The following is a 12271-nucleotide window of genomic DNA, read 5'->3' on the forward strand; positions in this document are numbered from 1 at the left end:
TTAGTGCTGTTATCTAATATTTATTTGGTTTTGACAATCTATTCAAATAAGTCTGCAAATTTGCAGGATCTCTATCATCTCCAATAAATTCTAGCATAATTTGAAGAACAACATAACGCTCTTCATAGTTAAGTACAGGACGAGTAATATTCGCGTAAAGAAAAGCATTGATATAATTATTAGCTTGTTCTTCACTTTCAAAAGATAAATGAGAAATATCGATATAATAATATTCTTCTATTGGTGTCACAGGAACTGTGACATAATAATTTTCATCTATTGTAGCTACTGTTAGTTCTTCTAAAACATAATCTTGTGAGTAAGAACTAACACTAACTAGTACAAATGCGAGCGAAAGTATTTTTATTAGTTTCATGTTGATTAAAATAATTGATTCATTAATTAAGACTCTAAATATTCTGTGAAGTTGCCTAATAATTATTAAAATTTTAATTTTTTTTTAATTTTTATTTCTTTTTACGTTTTTTTAAAATTAACTTTCTATTAAGTCTTTGTATAATAGCGTGTTGTTGGTTGTTTGTTTTTTTTTTAATGCGGAATAAGCATATGAATATAATTTAACAAAAATTGAATATTATTGTTATAATTTGGTCAGAAATTGATCAAAAAAAAGCCCCCATCTTAATAAGATAGGGGCTTTCAGTGTTTTAAATGGTTGGCTTATTTTGTCGCCTTAGGAGTTGCTGTTTTTTTAGCGTCTCCGCCTTTTTTACAACATGCTTTTTCTGCACATGTTTTCGTTTTACTATCAGCAGTCTTTGTTGTTTTTTTAGATTCTTTTGTTGTTTTAGTAGCTTCACTTTTCTTTTCTCCTTCTTGAGCATAAGAATTCATTGTGAAGCCTCCTAAAAATGCCATCAATGACATTGTTATAAATAATTTTTTCATTTCGTCTATGTATTTAATTTTAAAGCAATTTACGAAAAATAATATAAGATTCGAGCAAATAATTTGTTAAAAGATCTAAATATTAAATTTAAAATTTTGCCAATACAGTAGTTTTTCCTTGTACTTTTTGTTCAAGATCAACGCATATTTCTGTTCCGATTGGAAGGAATACATCTATTCTAGATCCAAATTTTATAAAGCCAAATTCGCTACCCGCATTAACTTGGGTTCCCTTTTCGGCATAACAAACAATTCTTCTAGCTACTGCACCAGCGATTTGTCTAAATAGTATTTCCTTTCCATTTTGATGTTCTACTACAACTGTTGATCTTTCATTTTCTGTTGAAGATTTTGGATGCCATGCAACTAAAAATTTACCAGGGTGATATTTGAAATATTTGGTAATACCACTAATCGGATTCCAGTTTGCGTGAACATTAAGTGGTGACATAAAAATTGAAATTTGAATTCTTTTGTCATTAAAATATTCGCTTTCAACAGTCTCTTCAATTACTACGACTTTTCCATCTGCAGGACATAGAATCAGATTATCGTCTATAATAACTGGTCGACTGGGAACACGAAAGAATTGGATTACCAATATCATCATAACAATGATAAAGGCGTTTATGAGCCAATATATAATTGGGAAACCACACAAGAATGTATGATTAATACTGAATAGTATTGCCGCTAAAAGGAATGAGAAAGCGATAATTTTGTAACCTTCTTTGTGTAATTTCATGTTGAAAATCTAGTTAAAAATAAAATAGTCGAGATAAAAAATAATAGGGATTATAATTAAAATGGCGTCAATTCGATCTAAAATTCCGCCATGACCGGGAAGAATTGTACCTGAATCCTTAGCATTGACACTTCTTTTTAACATTGATTCGACCAAGTCACCTGCCGTACCGACAGCAGAAATGATAATGGCAAAAACTGTATATTTTAAATATGATTCGTCTGTGAAGTAAGCAATAATTAATCCTCCAATTATCGCGGAAATCATACCTCCGATAAAGCCTTCCCATGACTTTTTTGGGGAGATACGTTCAAACAATTTGGTCTTACCAATTTTTCTACCAACTAAATAGGCGAAAGTATCACTGCACCAAATAAGAATAAAGATACTAAGGACAGGCCAAAAAGATGTGATCCAAAGCGTTGTTGGATCGAATTCAATCATCAAATTCAATAAAAGAATTGGTAATAGCGTATAAAACAATCCGCTGATTGTAATACCAATATTTTGAAAAGGATTGGATTTATTTCGAAATAATTCGATTAATGCAATTGCACTAAAAAGTACGATGCTAATGGCTAAGACATGTTTTGATAACACAGGCCAATAGAAGCTTAATGAAAATAAAATGTAAATTACAAGACTAGAAGTAATTCCTGTGGCTACTTGTGGCTGTGTATCTGTTGCTTTAAATAGAGTATAGAATTCTTTTAAAGCCAAAATCATTAAAACACCAAAAACTATTTGGAATAACCAGATTTTTAGAACAATAGCTAATATAATTGTAAGAATAAAAAAGAAGCCAGTTATTGCCCGTTGCCACATTTGTTAGTTGTTTTGATACGACCTGATCAATTCTTTTGCTTCATCAGCCAATTCATTAGAAACAAGTAAGTCGATTTCCCCAAAGCTATTATAACTCGAATCTTTTTGATTAAAAACCAAAGAGGGGATGTTGTTTACTTCCAACATCCCTTTTATAATATGTACAATAGCTTCTTGTGTGCTTGAAAAAACGACTACTTTATTTTCCATTCGTCTTTATATTAATTCGTTTCAGAATCAGATTTTGTATCGTTATCTTTATCAATAGTAGAGTCTGAATCGGTGACAGGTTTAATATCCTTTTCATCAATTTCATCAACAACTATATCAGCAGGAGCAGCTCCTTCGACAATATTAGAATCTACAGTTTTAGTCTCTCCCGTTTGCTCATCCCAAATGCGATTACCAAAGATTTCTACTAAGTTGTCTTTAAAGATAACTTCTTTCTCGAGTAATTTATTCGCTAACAAGATCAATTTTTCTTTATTGTCAGTTAAAATTTGAACAGCTCTAATATATTGCTCTTCAATAATTTTAGACACTTCTTGATCAATTGTTTTTGCTCTATCTTCAGAATAAGGTTTTGTAAATCCTCCTTGACCTTGAGAGTCATAATAAGAAATATTACCCAATTCAGCACTTAAACCGTAAACAGAAACCATAGCATAAGCTTGTTTCGTTACTTTTTCAAGATCACTTAATGCTCCAGTAGATATTTTTCCAAACATAATTTGCTCAGCGGCTCTACCACCTAAAGCAGAACACATCTCATCCAACAATTGTTCTGTTGTAGTAATTTGTCTTTCTTCAGGTAAATACCATGCCGCTCCTAAAGATCTACCTCTTGGTACAATCGTAACCTTAACGAGCGGAGAAGCATGTTCTAATAACCACGATGTAGTTGCATGTCCAGCTTCGTGAAAAGCAATCGTTTTCTTTTCTTGTGGGGTGATGATCTTATTTTTCTTTTCTAATCCACCAACAATTCTGTCAACAGCATCTAAGAAATCTTGTTTTTCAACAAACTTTTTCTTTTTTCTGGCAGCAATTAATGCAGCCTCATTACAAATATTAGCAATATCAGCACCTGAAAAACCTGGTGTTTGTTTCGCTAAGAAGCTAACATCTAAATCTTTCGCTAATTTTAAAGGTTTTAAATGAACTTGGAAAATTTCTTTTCTTTCGTTGATATCTGGCATGTCAACATAGATCTGACGATCGAAACGACCAGCTCTCATTAAAGCAGAATCTAAAACATCAGCTCTATTGGTAGCAGCTAGGATAATTACACCACTATTAGTACCAAAACCATCCATCTCTGTCAATAATTGGTTCAAAGTGTTCTCTCGTTCATCATTCGATCCCATATTGGCATTCTTTCCTCTTGCTCGACCAATAGCGTCAATTTCATCAATAAAGATGATTGCCGGCGCTTTTTCTTTCGCCTGTTTAAATAAATCTCGTACTCTTGAAGCACCTACACCTACAAACATTTCAACGAAATCAGAACCTGATAAAGAGAAGAATGGAACTTTTGCTTCACCTGCAACGGCTTTAGCTAATAAAGTTTTACCTGTCCCTGGAGGTCCTACTAATAAGGCTCCTTTAGGAATTTTAGCTCCTAATTCGGTATACTTTTTCGGATTTTTTAGGAAATCTACAATCTCTTCAATTTCTTCTTTTGCACCTTCTAAACCAGCAACATCTTTAAATGTTGTATTGGTTCCTTTACCTTTTTCAAAAACTGTTGCTTTTGATTTACCGATATTGAAAATATTTCCAGCTCCGCCGCCACCGCCGCCGCCTGACATTCTTCTCATGATGAAGATCCAGAATACGATTAGAATAACTGGGAATAATAACCAGCTTAAAACGCCACCGGCCCAATCTGTTCTTGTTTCTCTATCTACTTTAAAAGCATATTTAGGTCCACGAGCTTCGAGTGTGTCCTCCATTTCTTGTAATTGATCTTCAAACGACTCCATATTTGGTGTGTCAAAAATCAAATCAGGAGATCGACCTTCAAAACCTTGTTTTTCTTTAAGGCCTTTGTATTTGGTCGAATCTAAAGCTTTAATTTCATCAAGCTGATCAAGTTTTAGGTAAATTTCACCTTTTTCCTCATTCTTTATGATGATTAATTTTTCGATTAGACCGAGATCAGCTAATTCTTCAAAATCTTTTTTATTGATCTCAATTGTTTTTGGCTTTAATGAGAAAAGGTTAAACGCAATTAATAATACTACTATAATTGCATAGATCCAGTAAGCATTAAATCCTTTTTTATTCCCCTTACTATCGGGAGATTGTTTATTGTTATTTGCCATAATTTATTTAATCAATATTGGGAATTTCTATCAATTCTGCATCAGCCCATAAACTTTCTAAATTATAGAATGATCGAATATCCTTATAAAACACATGTAATACTACATTGACATAGTCTAATAAAATCCATTCAGCATTTCTAACACCTTCTTGATGCCAAGGTTTTTCTTGAATTTCTTTACGTGTTGTTCTAGTAACAGATTGAGCAATTGCTTCAACTTGTGTACTTGATTCACCGCTACAAATAATAAAAAAATCTGCGACAGCATTAGGAAGTTCGGAAAGGTTCAAAATTGTAATGTCTTTACCCTTCACTTCTTGAATTCCATCAACTATGGTATCTACTAATATTTTTGTTTTCAATTCTCTTTCTCCAACTGTTTTCTGCATTGTTTTTTATTTGGTGAACAAAATTAGGTTTTTTGTTTCATTTAAATTTAAAATTGGGCACTTTTGTTTGCATGAACTATAAAAGATTACAATTAAATCTTATCCATTTAAACACTGTTGATTCTACAAACAATTATGCTGCCAATCTAATAAAGAGGACAAAATATGTAAGTGGTACAGTAATCCTGACAAAAAGACAGCTTGCTGGACGTGGCCAAAGAGGTAATAATTGGCAAAGTGAAGCAGGCGAAAATTTGACAGGAACGTGGATGTTGAGAACGGAACTTAATCCCGCTAAAGCCTTTTATTTAAATATTATTGCCAGTTTAAGTATTTGGAAAACTTTAAATGACTTAGGAATTGATGCTAAAATAAAATGGCCGAATGATATTTATGTCAATGATAAAAAAATAGCGGGTATACTAGTAGAAAATCAAATTCAAATTGATAAAATCACAACGACTATCATCGGAATCGGATTGAATATTAATCAAACAAAATTCGAAGATGCTGATAAAATAACTTCTATCCAGCTAGAAAAAGGAAGGACTTGCGAAATTGCAGATGTTTTCTTACAAGTTTATGGTTATATTGATTTTTACCTTGATCATTTAATGCAAGGGAATTTTGATTTATTATTATTCGCTTATTATAAACACATGTACCGAATTATGGAAAAGCACATGTTTATGGCAAATGGTGTTGAATTTCAAGGAGAAATTTTGGGGATAAACGATTTTGGTCGTCTCAAAATAAAAACCAAAAATAGTATAGAAACGTTCGATATTAAGGAGATTAAATTCCTCTAATATTTTATTTGTGTAGCTGTTGGATTCTATTTGCCATATAGTCAAATAGATTTGTTAAAGGTTTAACAACCATCATTTTTAAGAACGCATTGATTTCACCATTAAATTCTAAAACTGTTTCAGTTTGCTCATTTACTTTAGTGAAATTGATATCTAAAGTAAATTTAAAAGGAGCTTTATCTCCAGATATAATGTGAATGTTTTCACCTTCTTTTACAGATGATTTAATCAGCGGAATTAACGCGGCATTTTGAACCTTGAAAGAACATTGATCAAAATCTGATTTCCATTCGGATATTTTATCTTTTGGCAATAACTGTTCAATATTATTAAAATCCAATAGAAATGCATAGACTGTTTCAATAGATGCATTGACTGTTACTTTCTGACTTTCAATTTTAGTTGCCATTATTCGTCCAAGTTTTCGGGTTGAGTTTCCAATTTTTTAATGATGTCAAATCTTTTTCTGAGATATAACTTTCTTTAATTGCTTTTTCTATAAGGATATCGTAATCACTTAAAGTGAAATATGGGCAATTGGCGTTTTCAAAGTTATCAACTGCTTCTTGAAATCCATAAGTGAAAATCGCGCCTAGTCCTATTACATTTAATTTTTCTGCACGTAATGCTTCGACAGCTAATAAACTACTGCCGCCAGTAGAAATTAAATCTTCAATTACAATAACGCGTTGACCGGTTCGGTATTCACCTTCAATCATATTTTGAAGACCATGACCTTTAGCCGATGATCGAACATATATAAAAGGAAGTCCTAATTCCTCTGCTATCAAAGCTCCAATCGCAATTCCACCGGTTGCAACACCAGCAATAACTTCGACTGTTTCAAATTGTTTCCTAATTTGGTCAGAAAATGTTTGTCTGATCGCAGTTCTAATACTTGGATATGATAAAGTTTTACGGTTATCACAGTATATTGGAGACAACATTCCACTCGACCAAGTAAAGGGACTTGAAGGATTTAATTTAACAGCTTTGATTTGTAATAAAAAATCTGCTATTTTTAGGGCCTTATCTTTATCTAAAATCATAGGGAACAAATGTATAAAGTTTTTATAGAAAATAAGCTGATTATTTTTCAAATTAATTCACAATTATCGGGCGGATTAAAACGCAAAGATATTAAACAGAAAATCAAGGACTTTTTAAAGAGTGATGCTAATCAGTTAACAATTGAGGTTAAGGGTAAAGCATCTTTTCATGAAGTGTTTGATGGTTATAAACATATTGAAGCAGCTGGCGGTTTAGTTCAACGAGGCGATTCGTTTATGTTTATCATGAGAAATGGTGTTTGGGATATTCCGAAGGGGAAATTAGAACCGAATGAAACGCCCGAATTTGGTGCCATTAGAGAAATAGAGGAGGAGTGTGGTGTCATTCAACCTAAAATAAAAATGCATTTAACCAATACTTGGCATACTTATAAGCAGAAGAGTAGGAGAATGTTGAAAAAGACCTATTGGTATTGGTTAGAGGAAGGTGAGGAGTCTGTCGAACCTGTTCCGCAAGCTGAAGAAGGGATAACAGCTGTTGAGTTTTTAAACTGGAATGAAATCGATGAAATCTCAGAAAATACTTATGCCTCTATTTGTGAGGTAATAAAGTCTTTAAAAGAAAAGATGCCCTAAAGTGTTACTTTTTTAATTGTTTGTATTCCATCTAAAACTAAATGTACCTTTTTTGAAGAAATTACTAAAAAGAAGTCAAAGCATTGATCATTTATTGGTGAAACAAGCAAAACTTAATCGTGAAGCTTTTGGAATGCTGTACAATAAATATTTTGAACAGATTTATATTTTTATTTTCAAACGGGTACGTGACGAAGCAATTGCAGGAGATATTTGCCAAGAGTCGATGGTGAAAGCTATGATGAATATTCACAAATATGAAGATCGTGGCTTTCCGTTTTCGGCCTGGCTATATCGAATTGCATCCAATCAAGTAAATTTATACTTTAGAGACAATAAAAAAACTGTCAACGTTGAGATTAATGAGAAGGATGCTTTTGTTTTGATGGAGGAACTTACTTTGAATGGGAACGAAAAGGAACAGGAATTAGAAAAAATGCTGTCGGTTTTAAGTCAATTAAAACCTGAACAAACAGAACTCATTGAGTTAAGATTTTTTTCACATTGTTCATTTCAGGAAATTGCTGCAATTTATCATATCTCGGAAGCCAATGCAAAAATGAAATTATACAGATTATTAAAGAAAGTTCGAAAGTTGATTAATGCATCATGAGAAAGTATAAAATAAATAAAGATGGCGCGCCAAAAATACCTTCGAAAGAAGCGATAGAAAAGTACAAGGATTTAAACCATCTTCAGCATGAATACGATCGTTTGACTAAAAAATCAAAGGTGCCTTTATACAGGAATAAAAAAATGTTCCTTGTACTTTTATTGATTCTTTTAGTGGCTTATTTAGTCTCTCAAGCCACTTCTGAAAAGTCTATTGAAAATGAAGAAACAAATTCAGTAGAGGCTACTGAATAGGTTTTAAAGCTAATAATTGAATGATTTCATTTTGAATGGAAACACCTTTATCTGCATTGTACAACTTTTGCAATTCAATACTGATATCTGCATAGGGTAATTCATTTGCACGCATCTCAAGATAGGCTGCTTGTATTGCTGCTGGTCTTGGTCCCCAATCAAAAATATCTTCTCCTTTTTCGTCTCTCACAATAAGTTTAGGAATTGATCTGCCACCGTTCGTTAAATATTTATCAATCAATGGTAAATTCTCATCTCTTAAAACAAAATTTAATTCAATATTATCGTTTAATTCTGCCAATTTTGAGATGAACCCTATACTATGTGCTGCATCACCACACCAAGCCTCTGTTATAACAGTCCAAGTTTGCTTCGTGTCGATGCTCCTAATCGCAGATATAGATTCTGGTAATAATTCACCTTTTGCCAACCATCTATTTAAACGCTTACTGTTTAATTTAGTATAGTTGATCATATCAGGAGCATGATTTGTTCCTGTTGTTTTATCTTGCGCTAATAAATCTGAAATTAATGCTAAGTACTCGTTAATATTATAAGTTGTCATGTCTTCCTTTTTTTTGTTCCTGTTTCGACGACAATAATCAATAATACTTACAATTTAATTTACTTTAATTGATTTCACAATTGTATCTGAAATATCATCACTGTTCCAAACGACCAATTCCACATCGAAAAGTCCTCCACTTGCATAGTTAATACTTGGATTTTCTTTCGAAGATTGTTTTGAGTTCCCGAAATCCCAGCGCCACTTTATGGCATGCGCGGATTGATTATAGAAATAAAGGGTGCAAGGAGCGTTACAATTATTGTTCTCAACATAAAAATCGGCATTCGCTAAAGGAGCTGGAATGTCTTTTTTACATGCCACAAATGTTATCACGAATAATGTGATAGATATGCTGAAAACGAACTTCATAAATTATTTCACGAACTTCATTTCATCAATTAAATGACTTGCTTCGCCATATTTGTCAATTACCCATAATACATAACGAATGTCAACGACAATATTTCGACATCTTGATTCGTCAAACATAAAATCACTCATAGTACTTTCCCAACTTCTATCAAAGTTGATTCCTAATAGATTTCCTTCAGCATCAATAACCGGACTTCCAGAATTCCCACCAGTGGTATGGTTTGAAGCTGTAAAACAAATCCATAATTCATCATCTTGCGCATATTGTCCATAATCACCTTCATTGTACAATTGAATGAATCTATCAGGCAATTCAAAATCAGGATTACCTGTTGCGTGTTTTTGCATTATTCCGTCAATTGTGGTGTAATGTAAATATTCCATTCCATCATAAGGTTGCGAACCGTCAACTTGCCCATAAGCAATTCTCAACGTTGAATTGGCATCCGCCCATATCTTTTTATCCGGAAACATTTCCATGATACCTGCAACATATTTTTGCATTAATTCAGTCTCTTTATCTACAAATGAATTATAGCTCGCACTTGTCTTTTCAAAATAGTTGTTGTAGATTATTCTAGCATAAGCATAAGCCGGATCTTTTCCTAACTTCTTTGCTTTGCCTTTACTCATTTTAGATAAAATTGTTTTAACACTGGTCGAATCTAATAATTGAGATTTATTGATAATGTCATTCAACATCCCATTCCAGTTTTCATTAAAACCATTTGGAAGAAGAGAAGCATCTACGGCGTCAGCATAAATAGGTGTTAATGCTTTAAAAATATCAACATCTATTTCTCTATTGTAGTTTTTAAAGAAACTTTTACGCTTTGATTCAAGACGATCTAGTTCTTCTTGCAATACACCTGCGCTGTCTAACTGCTCGTATGCATTAATTATTTTACTAAAATCTAAAACATATGTCAAGAATTCAGGTCCAACATAAAAATACTCAATAAACATTACTCTAGCGAATTCGTATTTTTCATTTTCACTTTGTAGTTTGCTAAGTTCAGGGATTAAAGTATAATACTCTTTTTTCCATTCTGTTTTTTCAGCTGCTTTTGCAATAAACTCTTCTTCAAAAACCTTCTTCTTCTCTATTGCATCTAATTCTCTTAAACCGCCAATTTGACCGATCCATTTTTTCCATGCATTTGCAATTCTAGCTTGTTTAGAAGCGTATTGAATTCGAACTAAATCACTATTTCGCATAGCTGGTTTTAAAATATCAATTGTTTTTTGTCTCATCTCAATTCTAGCTGGACGTTCTTGTTCGACATAGAAGTCTAGTTTTTTTGCAGAATAATGTTGATCTGTTGATCCTGGGAAACCATAAACCATTGTGAAATCACCTTTGTTTACAGGTTTTAGACTGATCGGTAATGAATGATCAGGATTGAAAGGAATATTTGCTTCGTCATATTTAGCAGACTTGTTGTCTTTATCTGCATATATTCTAAAAACAGAAAAATCACCTGTATGACGCGGCCAAACCCAGTTGTCAGTATCTCCGCCGAATTTACCAATGGCTGATGGAGGCGTACCGACTAAACGAATATCATTATAATCTTCTGTTATAAGCATGTAATATTCATTTCCTTGGTTAAAAGGTTTGATTTTAGCCAACTTCCCATCTACAGAAGCTTCTACTTCCATTATTTTGATGTTCGCAAGGATTGCATTCGCAATATCCTTATCTGAAGCAGTAGTTGCAATTCCTGCATGTACTTTGTCCGTTACATCAATAATTCCTCTTACAAATGTTACACGTAACCATGGACATGCTAATTCTTCGGAATTGTTTTTAGCCCAAAAGCCATTTTTTAAATAATCCTTTTCTACAGTAGAGTGGGATTGAATCGCACTAAATCCACAATGGTGGTTTGTTAATAATAAACCCTTTTCTGAAACAATTTCAGCTGTACAGCCGCCGTTAAATTGAACAACAGCGTCTTTTAAACTAGTTGAATTGGTAGAGTAAATTTGTTCGGGTGTCAATTTTAATCCGTAAGTTACCATGTCCGAATGAAACATGTCAATTAAGGATGGTATCCACATTCCTTCAACAGCTTTTGAACTGGTGTTGATTCCGATAAATATTATTAATATTAGTGCTAATTTTCTCATTAAACTTGACTTTTTGATGTGTCACAAAGATAGTATTGTTTTAAGATTTTTTCGAAGCAATACGGAATTTTAGGACGATTTTTAATGCTGAATTAAGATAAAGTAAGATTTTTAAGTATGAATTTTGAAAAATACATTGTAAAAGCTAAAGATTCTAAATTCAGCCTATGGTTGTTAAATTTAGGATTGGGATATATGATTCCTTTTAATAAACCCCATCGCATTAAGGTAAAACAGTTATGGGACAATAAAATTGAAACCATTATTCCTTATCGACGAAAAAACATGAATCACATTCGAGGTGTTCATGCTTGTGGAATGGCAACTGCGGCCGAGTTCAGTTCAGGTTTTTTAATTCTAACTAAAATAGGGAATGACAAGTATCGCTTAATTATGGAATCACTTGAAATGAAATATCATTATCAAGCAAAGACTGATATCATTGCGAGGTTTGAAATTGAAGAGGATTGGTTATTAGAGACCGTCGTAAAACCGCTTGAGAAAACAGATAAAATAATGGTGACTTGTCAGATTGAATTGTATGATCTTAAGGATAACCACGTCGCTACAGGAAAAACCAATTGGCAAATTAAAGCTTGGGACAAAGTTAAAACGAAATTGTCTTAAGGTGCCAGCTTGGCACAATCAATTGTTGATTTGTCATAGAAACTCAGAAAAA

The 12271-nt window shown here is 32.8% G+C and carries 17 protein-coding genes; 5 read left to right on the top strand and 12 right to left on the bottom strand.

The genetic code is table 11. The features are described from left to right. Positions 1-13: 13 nt before the first annotated feature. The 7 genes from T367_RS0118560 to rsfS form a co-directional block, all read right to left on the bottom strand. Positions 14-376, bottom strand: a complete 363-nt coding sequence (locus tag T367_RS0118560) for a hypothetical protein (RefSeq protein ID WP_027421172.1) — start codon at positions 374-376, stop codon at positions 14-16. 305 nt (positions 377-681) lie between these two features. Beyond that, entirely contained in the window at positions 682-909 is a 228-nt protein-coding gene (locus T367_RS0118565) for a hypothetical protein (protein ID WP_027421173.1), read from the bottom strand. Between the two features lie 88 nt (positions 910-997). Beyond that, a complete protein-coding gene (locus tag T367_RS0118570) occupies positions 998-1654 on the bottom strand; it encodes a phosphatidylserine decarboxylase family protein (protein ID WP_027421174.1) in 657 nt (218 codons plus the stop codon). A 9-nt stretch (positions 1655-1663) separates the two neighbouring features. Beyond that, complete coding sequence (locus T367_RS0118575) at positions 1664-2479, bottom strand: phosphatidate cytidylyltransferase (RefSeq protein ID WP_027421175.1); 816 nt, start codon at positions 2477-2479, stop codon at positions 1664-1666. A gap of 3 nt (positions 2480-2482) precedes the next feature. Next, a complete protein-coding gene (locus T367_RS0118580; protein WP_027421176.1) occupies positions 2483-2689 on the bottom strand; it encodes a putative signal transducing protein in 207 nt (68 codons plus the stop codon). A gap of 11 nt (positions 2690-2700) precedes the next feature. Then, positions 2701-4806 (bottom strand): ATP-dependent zinc metalloprotease FtsH, encoded by a 2106-nt coding sequence (gene ftsH, locus T367_RS23135; RefSeq protein WP_072032228.1) that lies wholly within the window; start codon positions 4804-4806, stop codon positions 2701-2703. Positions 4807-4813: 7 nt separating this feature from the next. Next, positions 4814-5197: a ribosome silencing factor gene (rsfS, locus tag T367_RS0118590; RefSeq protein ID WP_027421177.1), complete on the bottom strand. Its 384-nt coding sequence runs from the start codon at positions 5195-5197 to the stop codon at positions 4814-4816. Between the two features lie 71 nt (positions 5198-5268). Between rsfS and T367_RS0118595 the strand changes: the two genes are divergently transcribed. Continuing rightward, entirely contained in the window at positions 5269-6006 is a 738-nt protein-coding gene (locus T367_RS0118595) for a biotin--[acetyl-CoA-carboxylase] ligase (protein WP_027421178.1), read from the top strand. A gap of 4 nt (positions 6007-6010) precedes the next feature. On the opposite strand, the gene T367_RS23140 is transcribed toward T367_RS0118595, so the two are convergent. Beyond that, positions 6011-6415: an SRPBCC family protein gene (locus tag T367_RS23140; protein WP_035845975.1), complete on the bottom strand. Its 405-nt coding sequence runs from the start codon at positions 6413-6415 to the stop codon at positions 6011-6013. Continuing rightward, complete coding sequence (pyrE, locus tag T367_RS0118605) at positions 6405-7055, bottom strand: orotate phosphoribosyltransferase (protein WP_027421179.1); 651 nt, start codon at positions 7053-7055, stop codon at positions 6405-6407. The genes T367_RS23140 and pyrE overlap by 11 nt, the downstream gene beginning before the upstream one ends. Before the next feature lie 9 nt (positions 7056-7064). Here pyrE and T367_RS23145 point away from each other — a divergent pair, with 9 nt between their 5' ends. Genes T367_RS23145 through T367_RS0118620 form a run of 3 tightly spaced genes read left to right on the top strand, consistent with a single transcriptional unit; the run spans position 7065 to position 8519 of the window. Continuing rightward, positions 7065-7652, top strand: coding sequence for an NUDIX hydrolase (locus T367_RS23145; protein WP_051568668.1), 588 nt, complete (start codon positions 7065-7067; stop codon positions 7650-7652). A 52-nt stretch (positions 7653-7704) separates the two neighbouring features. Beyond that, positions 7705-8265, top strand: coding sequence for an RNA polymerase sigma factor (locus T367_RS0118615; RefSeq protein ID WP_027421180.1), 561 nt, complete (start codon positions 7705-7707; stop codon positions 8263-8265). Continuing rightward, positions 8262-8519 carry a hypothetical protein gene (locus T367_RS0118620; protein ID WP_027421181.1) on the top strand — a complete coding sequence of 86 codons (258 nt, stop codon included), beginning with the start codon at positions 8262-8264 and terminating at the stop codon, positions 8517-8519. Before T367_RS0118615 ends, T367_RS0118620 begins: the two co-directional genes overlap by 4 nt. Here the strand turns inward: T367_RS0118620 and T367_RS0118625 are convergent. Genes T367_RS0118625 through T367_RS0118635 form a run of 3 tightly spaced genes read right to left on the bottom strand, consistent with a single transcriptional unit; the run spans position 8509 to position 11592 of the window. Beyond that, complete coding sequence (locus T367_RS0118625) at positions 8509-9084, bottom strand: thioredoxin family protein (protein WP_035845979.1); 576 nt, start codon at positions 9082-9084, stop codon at positions 8509-8511. The genes T367_RS0118620 and T367_RS0118625 overlap by 11 nt on opposite strands. A 54-nt stretch (positions 9085-9138) precedes the next feature. Further along, a complete protein-coding gene (locus T367_RS0118630; protein ID WP_084274490.1) occupies positions 9139-9456 on the bottom strand; it encodes a PKD domain-containing protein in 318 nt (105 codons plus the stop codon). A gap of 3 nt (positions 9457-9459) precedes the next feature. Continuing rightward, positions 9460-11592, bottom strand: coding sequence for a S46 family peptidase (locus T367_RS0118635; protein ID WP_027421184.1), 2133 nt, complete (start codon positions 11590-11592; stop codon positions 9460-9462). Positions 11593-11709: 117 nt separating this feature from the next. Between T367_RS0118635 and T367_RS0118640 the strand changes: the two genes are divergently transcribed. Beyond that, positions 11710-12219: a DUF4442 domain-containing protein gene (locus tag T367_RS0118640; protein ID WP_027421185.1), complete on the top strand. Its 510-nt coding sequence runs from the start codon at positions 11710-11712 to the stop codon at positions 12217-12219. Positions 12220-12271 lie beyond the last annotated feature (52 nt).

Source organism: Crocinitomix catalasitica ATCC 23190, assembly GCF_000621625.1.
Taxonomy (GTDB): domain Bacteria; phylum Bacteroidota; class Bacteroidia; order Flavobacteriales_D; family Crocinitomicaceae; genus Crocinitomix; species Crocinitomix catalasitica.

Bases quoted from the DNA above. Each gene is read 5' to 3' on its own strand.
- T367_RS0118580 (WP_027421176.1), bottom strand. From the start codon at position 2,689: ATGGAAAATAAAGTAGTCGTTTTTTCAAGCACACAAGAAGCTATTGTA.
- pyrE (WP_027421179.1), bottom strand. From the start codon at position 7,055: ATGATTTTAGATAAAGATAAGGCCCTAAAAATAGCAGATTTTTTATTA.
- T367_RS0118620 (WP_027421181.1), top strand. From the start codon at position 8,262: ATGAGAAAGTATAAAATAAATAAAGATGGCGCGCCAAAAATACCTTCG.
- T367_RS23140 (WP_035845975.1), bottom strand. From the start codon at position 6,415: ATGGCAACTAAAATTGAAAGTCAGAAAGTAACAGTCAATGCATCTATT.
- T367_RS0118625 (WP_035845979.1), bottom strand. From the start codon at position 9,084: ATGACAACTTATAATATTAACGAGTACTTAGCATTAATTTCAGATTTA.
- ftsH (WP_072032228.1), bottom strand. From the start codon at position 4,806: ATGGCAAATAACAATAAACAATCTCCCGATAGTAAGGGGAATAAAAAA.
- rsfS (WP_027421177.1), bottom strand. From the start codon at position 5,197: ATGCAGAAAACAGTTGGAGAAAGAGAATTGAAAACAAAAATATTAGTA.
- T367_RS23145 (WP_051568668.1), top strand. From the start codon at position 7,065: ATGTATAAAGTTTTTATAGAAAATAAGCTGATTATTTTTCAAATTAAT.
- T367_RS0118560 (WP_027421172.1), bottom strand. From the start codon at position 376: ATGAAACTAATAAAAATACTTTCGCTCGCATTTGTACTAGTTAGTGTT.
- T367_RS0118630 (WP_084274490.1), bottom strand. From the start codon at position 9,456: ATGAAGTTCGTTTTCAGCATATCTATCACATTATTCGTGATAACATTT.
- T367_RS0118640 (WP_027421185.1), top strand. From the start codon at position 11,710: ATGAATTTTGAAAAATACATTGTAAAAGCTAAAGATTCTAAATTCAGC.
- T367_RS0118595 (WP_027421178.1), top strand. From the start codon at position 5,269: ATGAACTATAAAAGATTACAATTAAATCTTATCCATTTAAACACTGTT.
- T367_RS0118635 (WP_027421184.1), bottom strand. From the start codon at position 11,592: ATGAGAAAATTAGCACTAATATTAATAATATTTATCGGAATCAACACC.
- T367_RS0118575 (WP_027421175.1), bottom strand. From the start codon at position 2,479: ATGTGGCAACGGGCAATAACTGGCTTCTTTTTTATTCTTACAATTATA.
- T367_RS0118565 (WP_027421173.1), bottom strand. From the start codon at position 909: ATGAAAAAATTATTTATAACAATGTCATTGATGGCATTTTTAGGAGGC.
- T367_RS0118570 (WP_027421174.1), bottom strand. From the start codon at position 1,654: ATGAAATTACACAAAGAAGGTTACAAAATTATCGCTTTCTCATTCCTT.